The organism is Flavobacterium sp. RNTU_13 (assembly GCF_046614455.1).
Taxonomy (GTDB): Bacteria; Bacteroidota; Bacteroidia; order Flavobacteriales; family Flavobacteriaceae; genus Flavobacterium.
Window position 1 is genome coordinate 100,114 of the sequence record NZ_JBKJHB010000006.1, and the last position, 17,789, is coordinate 117,902.

General features: G+C 44.2%; 13 protein-coding genes. 11 read left to right on the plus strand and 2 right to left on the minus strand.

Annotation, left to right across the window (positions count from 1 at the left end; translation table 11 throughout):
- From ACLI08_RS13625 to ACLI08_RS13645, 5 genes are all read left to right on the plus strand, one after another.
- A complete protein-coding gene (locus tag ACLI08_RS13625; RefSeq protein WP_411429051.1) occupies window positions 1–1,596 on the plus strand; it encodes a RagB/SusD family nutrient uptake outer membrane protein in 1,596 nt (531 codons plus the stop codon).
- A 32-nt stretch (window positions 1,597–1,628) separates the two neighbouring features.
- Complete coding sequence (locus tag ACLI08_RS13630) at window positions 1,629–2,726, plus strand: SusF/SusE family outer membrane protein (RefSeq protein ID WP_411429052.1); 1,098 nt, start codon at window positions 1,629–1,631, stop codon at window positions 2,724–2,726.
- Between the two features lie 67 nt (window positions 2,727–2,793).
- Window positions 2,794–5,610, plus strand: a complete 2,817-nt coding sequence (locus tag ACLI08_RS13635; RefSeq protein ID WP_411429053.1) for an alpha-amylase family glycosyl hydrolase — start codon at window positions 2,794–2,796, stop codon at window positions 5,608–5,610.
- A gap of 88 nt (window positions 5,611–5,698) precedes the next feature.
- On the plus strand, window positions 5,699–8,125 hold the full coding sequence (locus ACLI08_RS13640; protein ID WP_411429054.1) for an alpha-amylase family glycosyl hydrolase: 2,427 nt from the start codon (window positions 5,699–5,701) through the stop codon (window positions 8,123–8,125).
- A gap of 147 nt (window positions 8,126–8,272) precedes the next feature.
- Window positions 8,273–8,776, plus strand: coding sequence for a hypothetical protein (locus ACLI08_RS13645; protein ID WP_411429055.1), 504 nt, complete (start codon window positions 8,273–8,275; stop codon window positions 8,774–8,776).
- 37 nt (window positions 8,777–8,813) lie between these two features.
- Here the strand turns inward: ACLI08_RS13645 and ACLI08_RS13650 are convergent, their stop codons facing one another.
- Both ACLI08_RS13650 and ACLI08_RS13655 read right to left on the minus strand, forming a co-directional pair.
- Window positions 8,814–10,838 (minus strand): M13 family metallopeptidase, encoded by a 2,025-nt coding sequence (locus tag ACLI08_RS13650; protein ID WP_411429056.1) that lies wholly within the window; start codon window positions 10,836–10,838, stop codon window positions 8,814–8,816.
- Between the two features lie 146 nt (window positions 10,839–10,984).
- Entirely contained in the window at window positions 10,985–11,416 is a 432-nt protein-coding gene (locus tag ACLI08_RS13655) for a hypothetical protein (RefSeq protein ID WP_411429057.1), read from the minus strand.
- A 242-nt stretch (window positions 11,417–11,658) separates the two neighbouring features.
- On the opposite strand from ACLI08_RS13655, the gene rplM reads away from it, so the two are divergent.
- The 6 genes from rplM (at window position 11,659) to ACLI08_RS13685 (ending at window position 17,673) form a co-directional block, all read left to right on the plus strand.
- The gene (rplM, locus tag ACLI08_RS13660) at window positions 11,659–12,114 is read left to right on the plus strand and encodes a 50S ribosomal protein L13 (RefSeq protein ID WP_411429058.1); all 456 of its coding nucleotides are present in this window, start codon (window positions 11,659–11,661) and stop codon (window positions 12,112–12,114) included.
- A 1-nt stretch (window position 12,115) separates the two neighbouring features.
- The gene (rpsI, locus tag ACLI08_RS13665) at window positions 12,116–12,502 is read left to right on the plus strand and encodes a 30S ribosomal protein S9 (RefSeq protein ID WP_411429059.1); all 387 of its coding nucleotides are present in this window, start codon (window positions 12,116–12,118) and stop codon (window positions 12,500–12,502) included.
- 173 nt (window positions 12,503–12,675) lie between these two features.
- Window positions 12,676–13,446, plus strand: coding sequence for a 30S ribosomal protein S2 (rpsB, locus tag ACLI08_RS13670; RefSeq protein WP_411429060.1), 771 nt, complete (start codon window positions 12,676–12,678; stop codon window positions 13,444–13,446).
- Window positions 13,447–13,561: 115 nt separating this feature from the next.
- Window positions 13,562–14,386 (plus strand): translation elongation factor Ts, encoded by an 825-nt coding sequence (tsf, locus tag ACLI08_RS13675; RefSeq protein ID WP_411429061.1) that lies wholly within the window; start codon window positions 13,562–13,564, stop codon window positions 14,384–14,386.
- 278 nt (window positions 14,387–14,664) lie between these two features.
- Window positions 14,665–15,450 (plus strand): DUF3050 domain-containing protein, encoded by a 786-nt coding sequence (locus tag ACLI08_RS13680; protein ID WP_411429062.1) that lies wholly within the window; start codon window positions 14,665–14,667, stop codon window positions 15,448–15,450.
- Window positions 15,451–15,612: 162 nt separating this feature from the next.
- Window positions 15,613–17,673 (plus strand): M43 family zinc metalloprotease, encoded by a 2,061-nt coding sequence (locus ACLI08_RS13685; RefSeq protein ID WP_411429063.1) that lies wholly within the window; start codon window positions 15,613–15,615, stop codon window positions 17,671–17,673.
- The last annotated feature ends 116 nt before the right edge of the window (window positions 17,674–17,789 follow it).

The following is a 17,789-nucleotide window of genomic DNA, read 5'->3' on the forward strand; positions in this document are numbered from 1 at the left end:
ATGAAAAATTTTAATATTAAACTTTTTACAGGACTGCTACTGGCGTCGCTTTCGCTGACCTCGTGCCTTAACGAGCTGGATCAGTCAGACCCTGCCACAGCATCGCTGCCTACCGCAGATGAGCTGTACAGCACTCCCGAAGGATATACACAAGCCCTTGCAAAACTATATGCAGGCTTTGCCACCACAGGGCAAACAGGCCCTGCCGGTTCTCCGGACATCTCTGGTATAGACGAAGGTTTTAGCCAGTACATACGCGGACTTTGGTACATGCAGGAACTTACAACAGACGAAGCTGTTATAGGCTGGAATGACCAAACTATTAAAGACTTCCATTACCAAACCTGGTCTGCAGGCGATAACTTTATCAGTGCTACCTGGAGCCGTTTAGACTATGAAATTAAAAACTGTAACGAGTTTTTAAGGCAGAGTACAGATGAAAAACTGGCTGCACGTGGCCTTGATGCCGCTGCAAAGGAAAAAATTGCGCTGTACCGCGCAGAAGCACGCTTTTTAAGAGCGCTTAGCTACTGGCATTTTATAGACCTTTTTGGCGGACGCGTAGGCCTTGTTACAGAAAATGATCCTACAGATTACTTTTTACCGGAGCAGGCTACTACCCGCGAGGTATTTGATTTCGTAGAAAAAGAGCTTAAAGAAATAGAACCTCTACTGAAAGAGCCTCGTACAAACGATTACCCAAGGGCAGACAGGGCAGCAGCATGGATGCTTGAAGCAAAACTGTACATGAACGCGCAGGTATACATAGGTACAGACAGGTTTAACGATGCCTTTACGCCACTAAACAACATTATTGGTGCAGGCTACTCGCTACACACCGATTATGATGAGCTATTTTTAGCAGATAACGACCGTAACGGCGCGCAAAACGAAGTAATATTTGCAATAGCGTTTGACGGTCTTAAAACCCAAACCTACGGTGGTACTACCTTCCTTGTACATGCTCCTATAGGCGGCAGCATGAACCCTACAGACTTTGGTGTTGCCGGCGGATGGGGCGGTGTGCGTACTACAGCTAATTTTGTAGATAAGTTTGAGGCAGGCGCTCCGGATGACCGTGCTAACTTCTATACAAACGGCCAAAAACGCGAAATAGCCGATATATCTACATTTTCTGATGGCTATGCCATAGCAAAATGGAAAAACGTTACAGCAGCAGGTGCACAAGGATCTGACGCTACGGGTACTTTTGCAGATACGGATTTCCCTATGTTCAGGCTTGCAGATGCATACCTTATGTATGCAGAGTGTGCTGCAAGAACAGGCGCTAATACAGCGCAGGGAGTTAACTACCTAAACCTTGTTAGGGAGCGTGCCTATGGCAGTAATGCATTTAATGTAAGTTCTCTTAACCTAAACTTCATCCTGGATGAAAGGGGCCGTGAACTACACTGGGAAGGACACCGCAGAACAGACCTTATCCGTTTTGGCAAATTTACAGGTGGATCATACGTATGGGAGTGGAAAGGCAATACTAAAAATGGTAGCCCTACTCCTAGCTTCAGGAAATTATTCCCTATACCATTAACAGCGTTAGCAGCTAACCCGTTACTGCAACAAAACACCGGATATTAATATTTTAACGTAAGATTTTAGCTCAAAATAACATGAAAACTATAAAAAATTCCATCATAGCGATACTGGCCATATTTGCCGTATCTTGTAATTCAGACGATGTAGAAAACAGGCCAGTGGTACAAGCCAGCGGTAATGTAGTACTATCTGCACCGGAAGAAGGCAACTCATACGTTCTTACCCAGGAAACTGAAGAGGCTACTGCAGAACGTTTTGTTTGGTCTGCAGCCAGCTTTGGCGAAGGCATTATAGCTAACTACGACCTTGAAATAGACGTAGCAGGCCAAAACTTTGATACACCATACGTATTTGCTACCACTGTAGGTACTACACAGGTTGCAATTACAGGAGGTATACTTAATGATGCTGTTACAGCACTTGGCGCTACTCCAGATGTTCCTGCTACATTTAATGTAAGGGTAAAAGCTCACGTAGGCGACCAGGTTATATACAGTAACTCGGTAGAAATAAGCGTAACTCCGTTTACAGGCGTTGTGCCTCCAAAACAAATGTACATGGTAGGAGACGCTACAGAAGCCGGCTGGAGCAACAACAACGGTAACACACCGCTATTTAGGGATGCCGCTAACAAAGATCTATTCTACTTTACAGGATACTTTAAAGCAGGTGGCCTTAAATTCCTTAACACTAAAGGAGCTTGGCAGCCACAATACGGCTCTAGCGGAGACGGAGTTTTAGGCGTTAACGATGGTACAGGAAGCGACCCTGAACAAATATCGATTGCTACTGCAGGTTACTATACTGTTACAGTAAACACTGCTGACAACACGTACAGTGTTACTCCGTACGATGCTTCTGCGGCACCTACATACAACATTGGTATCTTGGGCGACGCTACACCTACTGCATGGGATAGCGATACAAACCTTACAAACTCTACTGATAACCCTCACGTATGGCACCTTGCAAGCATAACTCTTGGTGTGGGCGGAACAAAGTTCAGGGCAGATGACCAATGGACAAACAGCTGGGGCGCAAACAGCTTCCCTGCCGGAAAAGGTGCTAACGCAAGCGATCCTAACATACCTGTAACTGCAGATACAGCAGGTAACTACGAGGTATGGTTTAACGACCTTGACGGAAGATACCTGTTTATTCCAATAAACTAATATCTGTTATAAGATTAAAACCCGGGGGCTGTTTTTTGCAGCCCCCTTTTAATAAAAAATCGAAGCAATGAAAAAGATTACTTTACTTATTTTATTGTTCCTGTCTGTTTTGGTTCAGGCACAGGTAACCACCACCCCATCTCCGGGTATACCTACCGCTCCTATAACCCTTAATTTTAACAAGGCAGGCACACCACTTGCTACCTATACAGGTACTATTTATGCCCACATAGGCCTTACCGTAGATGGCGCGCAGTGGCAAAACGTAAAAGGCTCATGGGGTAACAACACTACCCAGCCGGCTCTTACCCTTGTAAGCGGCACTAACTATAAGCTGGATATTACTCCAGATCTTTACACCTATTTTGGCGTTCCTACTACCAGCACCATAACCCAAATATGTGTGGTATTCAGGGCAGCTACAGGTTCACCCCAAAGTTCAGATTACTTCGTTAACGTAGGCGCCTTTCAGGTTACACTAACCAGCCCTGCAGAAAACAGTACAACATTATTAAACTCGGGCGGAAGCCTTAACATTGCAGCTACCAATACCGGTGGTAATGCAAGCTACAGCCTTAAAGCTAACGGTACCGAGATTAACGCTAATGCATCTACAGCTTCTTACAGCTTTACACATAGTAACATTACAGAGAACACCCACTACGACCTTGTAGCTACCATGGGTACAAATGTAATTACCAAGAGTTTTGACGTTATGGTAAACCCTGGCATCCTGAGCCAAACAATGCCATCTGGCGTTGTAGACGGAATTACCTATAACGATGCCGATAATACAAAAGCTACCCTTGTGCTAAACGCACCGGGTAAAGACTTTGTATATGTAGCGGGAAGCTTTAACAACTACACCCCTACCAGTGCGTATGCCATGAAAAAAGATCCTGCAACCGGTAAATTCTGGTTACAGCTTCAGGGCCTTACACCGGGTCAAAATTATACCTACCAGTATTGGGTAGTAGACCAAACCCCGCTAAGCGGCACCCAGGCGCTTGTAAAAACAGCCGACCCTTTTAGTACCCTTGTACTATCTCCTTTTGACGATCCGTATATAACCAGCGATGTATACCCTAACCTACCGGCCTACCCTGCCGGGCAAAAGTTTGAAGTATCTGTACTGCAAACGGGCCAGCAGGCATACAACTGGCAGGCTACAAACTACCAGCGCCCTGCTAAGGAAAAACTAATCGTATACGAAGCGCTAATCCGCGACTGGGACGTTACTAAAACCTGGGATAACCTTTCGGCTAAAATAGACTACCTTAAAAACCTGCATGTAAACGCCATAGAGCTTATGCCGGTTATGGAGTTTGAAGGAAACATATCTTGGGGTTACAACACAGCGTTCCACATGGCTCCGGATAAGTCTTACGGTACTGCCGAAAGCATGAAAGCCTTTATAGACCTGTGCCACCAAAACGGCATAGCGGTAATACTAGACGTAGCCCTTAACCACGTATACGGCCGCTCTCCGTTGGCACGTATGTGGGCAGCAGATCCAGATGGCGACGGCTTTGGCGACCCTTCTACAGAAAACCCATATTGTAACACCGTGGCAAGGCACTCATATAGCGTAGGTAGCGACCTTAACCACCAAAGCGCCCTTACACAATACTATGTAAAACGTACCGTAGAGCACTGGATTAATGAGTTTAACATAGACGGTTTCAGGTGGGACCTTACCAAAGGTTTTACACAAAACTGTACCGCTTCAGACGATACCTGTACTAACGCCTACCAGGCAGACCGTGTAGCTATTCTTAAGCAATACGCCGACTATCAGTGGGCTGTAGACCCTAACCAATACGTGATTTTTGAACACCTTGGTGTGGGCGGCAGCGCTAACGAAGAGGTAGAATGGGCTAACTACCGCATTGCGGAAGGCAAAGGTATAATGCCATGGGCTAACTTTAACAGCCAGTTTAACCAGCTTACCATGGGCTACCAGGACAACAGCAACATAAACAACCTGGATTTTGAAAACCGCGGCTACTCTGCCCCAAGGGTAATGGGCTATGCCGAAAGCCATGACGAAGAAAGGCTTATGTACAAAAACCTGCTGTATGGTGCCTCTGCCGGAAGCTACAACGTACGCACACTGGCTACTGCCCTTGAAAGGCAAAAAGCGGTAGGCGCACTGCTATTTACCGTACCGGGCCCTAAAATGCTTTGGCAGTTTGGCGAGCTTGGTTACGATTATGGTATTAACTACTGCGAAAACGCTACTTACAATACATCATGCCGTACTAACCCTAAGCCTATACCATCGGCTATAGGATATACTACTAACGATAACCGTACCGCTATCTATGATACCTGGGCGAAAATCCTAAACCTGCGCATGAGTAACGAGGTGTTTAACACCACTACGTTTACCATAGCGTCGGGTACGCTTACGCCAAGGATAGATATCTGGAACAACAACCTTACCGAAAACAACCTTAAAGCGGTAATTGTACTGGCTAACTTTAGCACCGGTACACAAACCGTAAACACATCGTTTTCTATAGCCGGAGACTGGTACAACCTTATGGATGGCACTACCATAGCCAGCACCGTAAGCACGGTAACACTACAGCCGGGTGAGTTCAGGATTTACGGTAACAAGCCGGGATCTCTGGGTACACAAACACCACAGCAGCTTACTGCCTCTGTACTATACCCTAACCCTGCTACAAACCAGTTCTACGTAAGTACGCCGGTAAACAAAGCCGAAGTATACGCCCTTACAGGCCAGCTGGTAAAAACCTTCGGGTCTAACGCTAACGGCAACAGCTTTGACGTAAGCGGACTGAGCAAAGGTATTTACCTGGTAAAAATTACCGATACCACTAACCGCGTAAGCACGGTTAAACTGGTAAAAGAATAAATATATTTGTGTTAGTTAAATAAGTTTAAGTTAGGCAAAGGGCTTCCCTTATTAAAGGGGAGCCTTTTGTTATAAATCATTTCCCCGAATGAAAACATTTCCAAAAAACATCTTCCTGTATTTTGCACTGCTGGCTGCCGCCATTGGCTACAGCCAAACCACCAGTGTAGCATTCAGGGTAAACATGAGTTACCAGATTACCCTGGGCAACTTTAATCCATCCACACAAACCGTAGATATTGCGGGCAGCTTTAACAACTGGGGCAGCCCTACTACAGTGCTAACCGATACAGATGGCGACCGTATTTATACCGGAACCCTGCAACTTACCGTGGGGACAAACTACCAGTTTAAAACCCGTATAAACGCCCAGTGGAACGGCACAGAAGAGTTTCCGGGTGGCGGCGCTAACCGCAGCTATACCGCCGTGGCTAATGGCGTGGTAAGCTACTGGTACAACGACCAGATTCCGGCTAACGCGCTTGCGGTAAATGTAACACCATCGGCACTTATAGCACAGCCAGGTCAGGTTATAACATTTAACGATGCCTCATCGGGCACGCCTGTACAATGGTCGTGGTCGCTACCGGGAGCTACACCGGCTACGTCTACAGCCCAAAACCCTAACGTTACCTACGCTACCCCGGGCAACTACAGCGTTACCCTTACCATTACTAACGCTGCCGGAGAAACCGCAACCCAAACCTTTACCGACCTTATACGAATAGACCCTATGGAAACCCACTGGTGGAACGACCGCGTGTTTTACGAGGTATTTGTACGCAGCTTTAAAGACAGCAACGGCGATGGTAAAGGCGACATACAGGGGCTTATAAGCAAACTGGATTATCTTAACGATGGCAACCCTAACACCAATACCGATCTTGGCATTACAGGGATTTGGCTTATGCCAATAATGGAATCGCCAAGCTACCACGGTTATGATGTTACCAATTATATGGCGGTAGAGCAAGACTACGGCACTAATGCAGATTTTGCAGCCCTTATAGCGGCCTGTCACCAGCGCGGCATTAAGGTAATCATAGACCTTGTTATGAACCACACCAGCAACCAGCACCCGTGGTTTACACAATCGGCTGCAAATACCACTAACGGCTACCGTAACTGGTTTGTATGGAATAATACCAATCCGGGTACACCGGGTCCGTTTTCGGCTAATGCATGGTATTTGCAAAACGGCAGTTATTACTATGGCGCCTTTGCCAGCAGCATGCCGGATTTAAATTATAACAACCCTGCCGTGCATACCGCATTTCAGGACATAGCCTCTTTTTGGCTAAACGACATGGATGCCGATGGCTTTAGGCTGGATGCCGTACGCTACCTGTACGAAAGCCCGGGTGTAGTGCAGGACGACCCACAGACCATAGCCTTTTGGCGTGATTTCCGCACGTACTATAAATCGGTTAAGCCCGATGCCTTTGCCGTAGGCGAAGCCTGGGATGTAACCAGCGTGGCAAAACAATATACTAACAACAACGGGCTGGACTACTGCTTTGAGTTCGATCTTTCAGACAACATTATTACAAGCCTTACAACGGGCAGCGCTACAGGACTTATAAACAAAATGAATGAGGTTATGGGCAGCTATCCGTTTTTACAATGGGGTACCTTCCTTACAAACCATGACGAAAACCGCCTTATGAGCCAGCTGGGCAACAGTACCGATAAGGCTAAGGCGGCAGCGGCACTATTGCTTACCCTTCCGGGCATACCATACATTTACTACGGTGAAGAAATAGGTATCACGGGTATTAAGCCCGATGAAAACATACGCACCCCTATGCAATGGACAGGTACCACTGGCGCAGGCTTTACTACCGGTAGCCCGTGGCGCAGTGTTAATGCCGACTATACTACTAAAAACGTAGCCGCCCAGCAAACTACAACAGGCTCTTTATGGAACCTGTACCGCGACCTGATAAGCATACGTAACAACGAAGTAACGCTTAGGCAGGGTACTTACCTGCCGGTAACAGCATCTAACGCCGCACTTATTGCTTTTGTACGCCAGTACCAGGGGCAAAACATACTGGTTGTGGTAAACATGGGCGGTACGGCAATAACCGATGCACAACTTACACTTACTAACGGTAACATAACCCCGAGTACGTACGCGTTTACAAACCTGCTAAACAATGCGGAGGTTATAGAACAGCAAGTAACCTCAGATGGTGGCTTTGCAGGGCTTAACCCAGGTAACATTCCGGCACTGGGCTTTAAAATATTTAAGCTTACAGATACGTTATCTATCGGTACGGTTAAAAACACAACACCATTACTACTGTACCCTAACCCGGCAACATCGGGCTTTAAAGTAACGGTAACCGGTAGCGTGGAAATTTTTAGCCTTAACGGCCAGCTTATACGCAAAAAGACGGCTGTTACAGCAAATGAAAACATAGACATAAACACCTTTGCCAAAGGGGTATACCTGGTAAAAATTACCGATACAACCGGACGCACAGAAACCGTAAAGCTTTTGAAACAATAGTTTGGGTTAATTTTGTTTCAATGAAGAAAGGCTTCCATGAGGGGAAGCCTTTCGGTTTTTATACGGGTAATGTTAGCGTTATATAAATATTAAAGCACTTGCACGTGCGCCACTGTAGGATTATCTTTAACGCAAAATGCCGCGATTATGAAAAAGATACTCCTGCTGCTGCCCCTGGCACTAACGCTTGTAATGTGCAAAAGCACAAAACGTAAAACCACTGCCACAGCGGGTAAAATAAGCAACATATCCTATAGCGAGAAATTTAAGGGCGCATCGGCTGCAGAAACGGCAACGCTGCTAAAAACCCTTGATGCCAGCGCCGAAACAAAATCAGTACTGGTGCTTACGCAAAACTTTATTGGCGGCGAGGTTACCGTGGTTTCGGCAGGGAAACAGGTATACAAAGGCTACCCTATAACCGACAAAGGCACCGGCCTTGCCGAACGCATAGCCATAAGTAACACTGCAGATACCCGTGTACTCGACTCATATACGGGCAATGAGGTTGTACTATCTGCATCAGACACTAAAAAATATAAGTTTGCCTACGTGGCACGCACGGGTAAACCCAAGCCCGCCTATAAAGTGCTTTACAGTACCAAGCTGAAGGTTTTTAAACCAAAGAAACAAAAAACGGCTGCCCGATAAAGGCAGCCGTTTTGCTTATGTGCTTATGCGTATAACATTACCAGATAGATACCTTAAGGCTATCGGGCTGGTACATTTTATCGCCCGGTTTTACACCAAAGGCTTCATAAAACTCCGGTATATTAGCCAGCGGGCCATTTATACGGAATTTTGCCGGAGCGTGTACATCGGTCATTATTTGCTGGGATAGCGCTTCTTTTTTAATGTTTACCATCCAAGCGTACCCATACGCAAGGAAATAACGCTGCTGCGGTGTAAAGCCGCCTATCTTTTCATTATCCTTAAACTGTTTGGTCTTTTTAAAAGCTTCGTACCCCATAACCACACCACCAAGGTCAGCTATGTTTTCGCCCTGTGTAGCATCGCCGTTTACAAACTTGCCTGGCAGCGCCTCAAACTTGTTAAACTGTTTTACAATACGTGCGGTTTTTTCCTCAAACTTCCTTTTGTCCTCTGCAGTCCACCAGTTATTAAGGTTACCTTTCTCGTCGTACTGGCTGCCCTGGTCATCAAAGCCGTGGGTAATCTCGTGCCCAAAGGTGCTCCCACCTATAATACCATACAGTATGGCATCGTCGGGCATGCGGCCTTCAAAGCCCGGCACTATAATATTACACGCAGGCACCACGATTTCATTATTACTTGGATTATAATACGCATTGTAGGTTTGCGGATACATACTCCACTCGGTTCTATCTACCGGCTTGCCTAGCCTGTTTACCATATCATTGTACGACCACTTGTTTACAGCCACCACATTGTCGCAATACGAAGCGCGGGTAATGTTTACACTACTCATGTCTTTCCACTTATCCGGGTAGCCCACTTTCATAATTATTTTATCCAGCTTGTTAAGCGCTTTTACTTTGGTAGGTTCGCTCATCCAGTCCAGTTTTTTAATATGGTCTGCATATACGGCCTTAATGTTATTACCTATTTCAAGCAGCTTTTCTTTAGTGCCTTTGGGCAGATAGTCTTTTACATACACCTGGCCTATAAGTTCGCCCAGGGCACCATTGGTTTCGTTTACCACACGTTCCCATCGTGGCTTTTGTTCAGACACGCCACCCATAACGGTACTAAAAAAGTGGAAATCCTGCTTTTCTACCGGCGTAGAAAGGTACTGAGCCATGCTGTTAATCACATTCCATTTAAGGTACGTTTTCCATTGGTCTACGGTAAATGTGGTAAGCGCTTTATTAAGCCCCGTAAAAAATTCCGGCTGACCTACAATAACCGTTTTTACATTTTTAACCCCCAGCTGTTTAAGGAGTGCATCGGTATTAATGGCGGGCATAAGGGCTTTAAACTGCGCCAGGTCCATTTTGTTGTAGTTTTTTTCAGGATCGCGCAGGGCCTCCAGCTTGCGCGAATTTTTAGCCAACTCGGTTTCAAGGTTCATAACATCCTGTGCAGCCCCGGTAATATTACCCAGCTTAAGCATGGCCTCCAGGTGCTTCAGGTATTCTTTACGAATGTTTACTGCTTCGGCATCGGTATTAAAATAGTAGTCGCGGTTACCCAGCCCCAAGCCACCCTGCATAAACTGCGCGGCATATTCGGCACTGTTACGGTCATCCTGCCCTACATAAAAGCCAAAGCCCGGGCGAATACCTGCCGGGCGCAATGCCGCCATAACCATAGCTACATCATTTGGCGTAGTTATAGCATCTATTTGTTTAAAGTATGGTGCAAGCGGGGTAACGCCGGCTTTGTTTATGGCCAGGGTATCCATACCGCTACCGTAAAAATCGCCTATCTTTTGTTCGTTACTGCCTTTACGGGCGTCTGTCCTGGCTGCGGATGTTTCGCATATTTTGCGCACCTGGGCGTTTACGGTATCTTGTATGGTACGGAAAATCCCGTTACTACGGTCAGACGCCGGTATGGGGTGCTTTTTAAACCAGCCGCCATTGGCATACATAAAAAAATCTTCGGCAGGGCTTACGGTAGTATCGCGGTTTACCACCAGCGGATCTGGCCCGGCGGGTGTTTCTTTCTTAGAACAGGCCGCTAAGGATGCCACTGCGGCTGCCGTAAGGAGTATTTTTTTTGAAATCATGCAGTTTGTGTTTTGTGTTTAACTGTAAATACAAAACAAACTTATAAAATACTCAATAAAATCAAACCTAAGTATTATGGAAATTACTTATCTATAATTAAATATTTGATTTTTTTTAATTATTGGCAATAAGTAATTTAATAGCTCTAATATCGGTGTAGCTCAACCAACCTAGTCCTACCGTTTTTTGATTTTTCAAAATATTTAAGAACCGTGCGGTTTTTACTCACCAAAAATTTCCATGGTATAGAATCGCATCGTGTAGCTGGCTTATATTTAGGATCATCATTTAGTTCATCAATGATTAAACGCTTCTTTTTAAAATAAACGAGTAAGGTATCGTTATTTAGCTTCCAATTGCCACTTCCGTTTATAGAACAATTAGAATAGGTAAAAGTGAAATCATTTTTAAGGTCCAGGTGTTCATTTGCAGCAACCGACATATTTTTTAACCTTGCTAAAACTAATTCAGGAATACTCCATTCAGGGGCTTTATAAGTACCTGCCATGCTTACAGAACGGTTAGCAGAACAGCACACTAATAATAAAGCGCAGACAAGTAAAACAATATTTTTCATACCATAAAAAGGTTAGGTTGGGCAAGCGGTAATCAATTTATCAAATATAATAAATTAGCTGCTTCAAAATTTGTAGTTGTTAATAAATAGCACACCCTCAAAAAGATGCAGTTTTAGTACGGTGCACGGTATAAAATACATTGTGAGTAAAACTTTTTGCTACGTATTTGTATTTCACATAAATAATTGTACTTTTGCACTCCCTTTATTGGGGATGGAATGTTTAATTAAAATAATTTACTGTGAACACATTAAGCTACAAAACAGTTTCTGCAAACAAGGCCACTGCACAAAAAGAGTGGATAGTTGTTGATGCTGAAGGGCATAATCTGGGACGTTTTGCTTCAAAAGTTGCGATGCTTTTAAGAGGTAAATACAAAACAAATTATACTCCGCACGTTGACTGTGGCGATAACGTAATTGTTATCAACGCTGACAAAATCAACCTTACCGGGAACAAACTGGAAGATAAGACGTACATCCGTCATACCGGTTACCCAGGTGGGCAAAGAAGTCTTTCTGCTAAAAACGTAATGGCTAAGAACCCTGCAATTTTAGTAGAAAAAGCGGTTAAAGGAATGCTGCCTAAGAACAAACTTGGCGCTCAGCTTTTCCGTAACCTAAATGTATACGTAGGACCTGACCACAAACATGCTGCTCAGACTCCTAAAACCGTTAACTTAAACGACCTAAAGTAAGATGGCGACTATTCACAAAATCGGCAGGAGGAAAACTGCTGTTGCCCGTGTGTACCTAACTCCGGGTGAAGGAAAAATTACGGTTAACAAAAAAGATGTTGCTGTATACTTCCCTACTGCTACACTACAATACAAAGTGCGTCAGCCACTTTCTCTTACTAACTCAGTAGAGAACTTTGACGTAAAAGTAAATGTATATGGTGGTGGTATTACTGGCCAGGCTGAAGCTGTACGTATGGCTATCGCTCGCGCTATGTGCGAAGTTGATGCTGAAAACAGAAGCATCCTTAAACCAGAAGGACTATTAACAAGGGATCCTCGTATGGTAGAACGTAAGAAATTCGGCCAGAAGAAAGCCCGTAAGAGATTCCAGTTCTCTAAACGTTAATATTTGTCTCTTCCTGAAATTGCTCAGGATACTGATTATTGATTTAATAACAAGAAACCATGTTGCTGTTGCCCCGCCGAGGCGAAGGGTTAGTTTAGCATCTAAATGCACAGGGCCTTTACTACAAGCCACCTGAGCATTGCTTACTCAACAGAACGTAAACTATTACAAAAATGGCAAACAAAGTAGATGTAAAAGAATTACTGGAAGCAGGTGTTCACTTTGGACACATGACCAGGAAATGGGACCCAAACATGGCCCCGTATATATACATGGAGCGTAATGGTATACACATTATCAACCTGTATAAAACTGCAGCTAAAATAGAAGAGGCTAACGAAGCCCTTAAAAAAATCGCTGCTTCTGGCCGAAAAATCCTTTTCGTTGCCACAAAAAAACAAGCTAAAGACATCGTAGCTGAAAAAGCAGCTGCCGCTAACCAGCCTTACATCACAGAAAGGTGGCCTGGTGGTATGCTTACTAACTTCGTTACTATCCGTAAAGCCGTTAAAAAAATGGCTTCTATTGATAAAATGAAGAAAGACGGTACATTTGACACTCTTTCTAAAAAAGAGCGCCTACAGGTAGATCGTCTACGTGCTAAGCTTGAAAAAAACCTTGGTTCTATTGCAGACATGACAAGGCTTCCTGCCGCGTTATTTGTAGTAGACATTAAGGCTGAACACATCGCAGTAAAAGAAGCTCAAAAATTAAACATTCCAGTATTTGCAATGGTTGATACTAACTCTGACCCACGTCAGGTAGAGTATGTAATCCCTGCTAACGACGATGCTTCTAAGTCAATAGAAAAAGTTCTTTCACTTGTAACTGGTGCTATCACTGAAGGCCTTGCAGACCGCAAGTCTGACAAAGAAGATACACAAGACCTTCCTGCTGCAGAAACTGTAGCTGCTGAAGCTCCTGCCACTACTTCGGAAGAATAAAAATTAACATTACAGTAAAGCCGTTGTGCGGGGTAGTGTTTACATTTGTGGCATTATCTGTATAACGGCTTTATTTTTTTTAAGTACAACATCAAATAAAAAACAACATATTAAAATGGCAAATATTACTGCTGCAGACGTAAACAAACTACGCCAGGTAACAGGCGCAGGTATGATGGACTGTAAAAAAGCGCTTGTAGAAGCTGAAGGCGATTTCGACAAAGCAATTGAAATCCTTCGTAAGAAGGGTCAGAAAGTTGCTGCTAACAGGGCTGACCGCGAATCTAGCGAAGGTGCTGTTATAGCTGTTGTAAACGCTGACAAAACTGAAGGTGTAGTGATTTCTCTTAACTGCGAAACTGACTTCGTGGCTAAAAACGAATCATTCCTTAAACTGGCTAACGACTTTGCTGCTCTTGCCCTTGAAAGCGCTTCTCTTGAAGAACTTCTTGCCAAGCCTTACGAAAGCATTACTGTAGGTGAAAAACTTACTGAGCAAACAGGTGTAATCGGTGAAAAAATTGAAATCGGTTCATTTGAAAAACTTAGCGGTGCATTTGTAGGTTCTTACATCCACGCGGGTAACCGTATTGCTACTCTGGTAAGCCTTTCTGCTAACGTAGAAGGTGCAGAAGAAGCTGCTCGTAACGTAGCTATGCAGGCTGCCGCTATGGCTCCTATAGCGCTTAACGAAGATGGTGTAGACGCTGCTACTATTGAAAAAGAAATTGAAATTGCTAAAGATCAACTTCGTCAGGAAGGTAAGCCGGAAGCTATGCTAGATAACATTGCTAAAGGTAAACTAGGCCGTTTCTTTAAAGATAACACACTTGTAAACCAGGATTACATTAAAGACAACAAACTAAGCGTAAGCCAGTATGTTAAGTCTGTAGATGCAGCTCTTGTAGTTACAGGTTTTAAAAGGGTTGCACTTGCTTAATTAGCAAAAACTCTTTTAAACAATACAAAATCCTGCCGTTTGGCAGGATTTTTTTATGGCCGTAAGCCATTGTAAATCAAATTTGTTATTAACAGAAAACCTTTTCGCAACCTATTACGTAACTAACATCATAGATTTAATGCAAATATTTTGAGAATTTTGACGTTTGTTTTACGTATTCTTATCATAAAGAGGCATTATCTTTGTATAATAAAAAGTAATTGCAACCGCTTCATGCCGAAGCAATACTTACATAAATTTGTTTTAAAATAAGTGCTATGAACATCAGTACCATTAACAGCGCCCTTACTCCCCAAAGAGAAAAGCTGTTGAGCCACCCACTGTATGAGAGGGTAAAAACCGTAGACGACCTAAGACACTTTTTGGAAGGACACGTGTATGCAGTATGGGATTTTATGTCGTTATTAAAAGCATTGCAGTCTAAGCTTACCTGTACCACCACCCCGTGGCTACCGGTAGGCAACCCTGAAATACGTTATTTAATAAACGAAATTGTGCTTGCCGAAGAAACTGATATTAACGCAGAGGGTAAAAGGCAAAGCCATTACGAAATGTACCACGATGCCATGGAGGCCTGCGGCGCAGATACCGTGGCGGTAAACGATTTTTTGTCAGATGTGGTAGAAACACAAAATATATTTGTTTCTATTAAACAAAGTAGCCTGCATCAAAACATAAAGGACTTCCTTGATTTTACTTTCAGGGTAATAGACGAAGGAAAGCCTCATGAAATTGCTGCGGCATTTACCTTTGGGCGTGAAGACCTTATACCGGCTATGTTTACCGAAATACTGCGGAATTTTGAAGCAAACTTCCCGGAAACAGATCTTAGCAAGCTTATCTATTACTTTGAAAGACACATAGAGCTGGATGGTGATGAGCACGGCCCTATGGCCATGCAAATGGTTACTGAGCTTTGTGGTAACGATGCCGATAAGTGGAAAGAGGTACAAGACGTTTCTATAGCAGCGCTGGAAAAACGCATAGGCCTTTGGGACGCGATTGAAGAAAAAATGATGCACCAGGACCTGGCTTCCATATAAATAATACTACCTAACATTAGGTATTTTTCACCAAAATCCACGGTAATACCGTGGATTTTGTCGTTTTTTTACAGGCGGGCTTTTGCCATTAGGCAGAAATAACTGATATTTGTACCCAGACCTGTATAATTCATTAGTAATCAACTAGTACCAAAATCGCTTATGAAAAAAACTACCCTCGGTACGGGATTGTTGCTTCTGTGTGCGTTGTTTTCTCAGCATGCCGTAGCACAAAAAACCCGTAATGCAACAAGCCGCTCTAAGCTGGAAATGGACGGAGCACCGAAACAAAATGCAGCTGCACCGGGCTCGGCTACTTTTGAACGATGGATATCTAAAAAAATAGATACTTTTAAAAACAACCACACCACAGCACGTAATACACATTCGGTTATTACAATCCCGGTAGTGGTACACGTTATACACGATGGTGACGCGGTAGGAACCGGCGAAAACCTTAGTGATGCACAAATACTTTCTCAATTAGTGGTATTAAACCAGGATTTTAGGCGCGCTGCCGATACTCCCGGATTTAATACCAACCCTGTAGGAGCAGACGTGGAAATAGAATTTTGCCTTGCCCAGCGCGACCCTAACGGCCTTGCTACAACAGGTATTGTACGCTACAACATGGGCGATGATAACGGTTTTGATGTGTCTGAGCTGGATAATAACGTAAAACCCAATACCATTTGGGATCCCACCCGCTACCTAAACATTTGGGTTGTAAAAGACATTTACAGGCAAATATCTAACTTTCAGGTTAGCCAGTCTGCCTACACCACCTACCCTACCGCTTCGGGGCTTGAAGGGATAGATGTAAACGTAGACGCTGATAAAGATGGTATTGTTATAGGCGCCAAATATTTTGGTACCGAAGACATTTTTCCGAGTAGGGATTACGTCGATGGACGTAAAAAAGGCCGCACCGCAACACACGAAATGGGCCACTACCTGGGGCTTTTAAACATTTGGGGCGATGGCGACTGTAGTATGGACGACTACTGTGCCGACACCCCTGTAAGTGCAGATGGTAACATAGGCTGCCCTACCGATGTAGACAGCTGTACAGATAATCCGGGGATGGATATGGTGCAAAACTACATGGACACCACCAATGATGAGTGCCAAAATGTATTTACACAAGACCAAAAAACCCGTATGCTTACCGTATTACAAAACTCTCCAAGGCGTGCTACCCTGGGTAATTCAGACGGATGCCAAATGGGTATAACGTATGATAACGACGCAGCTATTAAAGTAGAAAACGTAGCAGTAAACGTGTGCAACAATACGTATACCATAGCTGCATCGGTAGTTAATGCGGGGTACAACCCCATAAATACTGCTTCTATACACTACGTAGTAGAACGCGTAGCAAGCTCTGGTAATATAGAAGTACTTTCTGGCGACTACAACTGGAGTGGCGCTCTTGATTACAAAGCTGAGCAGCTTATAGAGCTACCGTATAATACCGTGGCTACGGCTCCTGTAGGTAATTACAAAGTTACCCTTACACTAACCAGCGTAAACGGCACAACCGACCAAACAGCGCTTAACAACGTTAGCGTAAGAACCTTTAGCGTGGTAGACCCGCTTCTTGCTGTTACAAACACCATTTACGTAGCTGTAAAGGCAGACCAGTGGGGCCGGGAAATAAGCTGGAAACTGTATGACAGCAGCCGCTCTCAGGTATTGCTACAAAGTGATACGTTTACAGACGGACAAGTTCAGGTAAAATCGTACAACGTAGCCGTAAACACCTGCTACATCTTTGAAATTAAAGATGCATACGGAGATGGTATCTGCTGTTCTGAAGGTGCAGGTTTCTACGCTATTACCAAAACGAATCCGGGAACACCACAGGCGCTTAATGCTATTACCGCAGCATCTATTGTAAAAAGCGGTGGCAGCTACGGTAGTGGCGAAACGGTAACCTTTAAAATTGTAGACGAGGAATATGTAAACACCAAGACCTTTGATAAAAACGCTGTAAAACTGTACCCTAACCCAGCAAGCAGCAGCATACGCCTATCGGTTCCGGCTACTATGGAGTTACCAGACAGCTACACCATATACAACAGCCTTGGGCAGCGTATAGACAGTGGCAGGGTTACCTCTAACGACCAAAACTTCGCTATTAGCAACTATGCAAACGGCGTATACTTTATTACCCTTACGTCGGGCGATAACACAAGTACACTGCGATTTATAAAGTACTAATAGGATATAACACAAACATGCCAAAGACCGCCTTCGGGCGGTCTTTTTGTATTCAAACAAAGTCACACTAAGCGTATAAAAACCGTAGAGAGCAGTTAAAAACGTTGAAATAAGCG

Excerpts from the sequence above, each read along its gene's own strand:
- ACLI08_RS13625 (WP_411429051.1), top strand. The coding sequence starts at position 1 with ATGAAAAATTTTAATATTAAACTTTTTACAGGACTGCTACTGGCGTCG.
- ACLI08_RS13630 (WP_411429052.1), top strand. The coding sequence starts at position 1,629 with ATGAAAACTATAAAAAATTCCATCATAGCGATACTGGCCATATTTGCC.
- ACLI08_RS13635 (WP_411429053.1), top strand. The coding sequence starts at position 2,794 with ATGAAAAAGATTACTTTACTTATTTTATTGTTCCTGTCTGTTTTGGTT.
- ACLI08_RS13640 (WP_411429054.1), top strand. The coding sequence starts at position 5,699 with ATGAAAACATTTCCAAAAAACATCTTCCTGTATTTTGCACTGCTGGCT.
- ACLI08_RS13645 (WP_411429055.1), top strand. The coding sequence starts at position 8,273 with ATGAAAAAGATACTCCTGCTGCTGCCCCTGGCACTAACGCTTGTAATG.
- ACLI08_RS13650 (WP_411429056.1), bottom strand. The coding sequence starts at position 10,838 with ATGATTTCAAAAAAAATACTCCTTACGGCAGCCGCAGTGGCATCCTTA.
- ACLI08_RS13655 (WP_411429057.1), bottom strand. The coding sequence starts at position 11,416 with ATGAAAAATATTGTTTTACTTGTCTGCGCTTTATTATTAGTGTGCTGT.
- rpsI (WP_411429059.1), top strand. The coding sequence starts at position 12,116 with ATGGCGACTATTCACAAAATCGGCAGGAGGAAAACTGCTGTTGCCCGT.
- rpsB (WP_411429060.1), top strand. The coding sequence starts at position 12,676 with ATGGCAAACAAAGTAGATGTAAAAGAATTACTGGAAGCAGGTGTTCAC.
- tsf (WP_411429061.1), top strand. The coding sequence starts at position 13,562 with ATGGCAAATATTACTGCTGCAGACGTAAACAAACTACGCCAGGTAACA.
- ACLI08_RS13680 (WP_411429062.1), top strand. The coding sequence starts at position 14,665 with ATGAACATCAGTACCATTAACAGCGCCCTTACTCCCCAAAGAGAAAAG.
- ACLI08_RS13685 (WP_411429063.1), top strand. The coding sequence starts at position 15,613 with ATGAAAAAAACTACCCTCGGTACGGGATTGTTGCTTCTGTGTGCGTTG.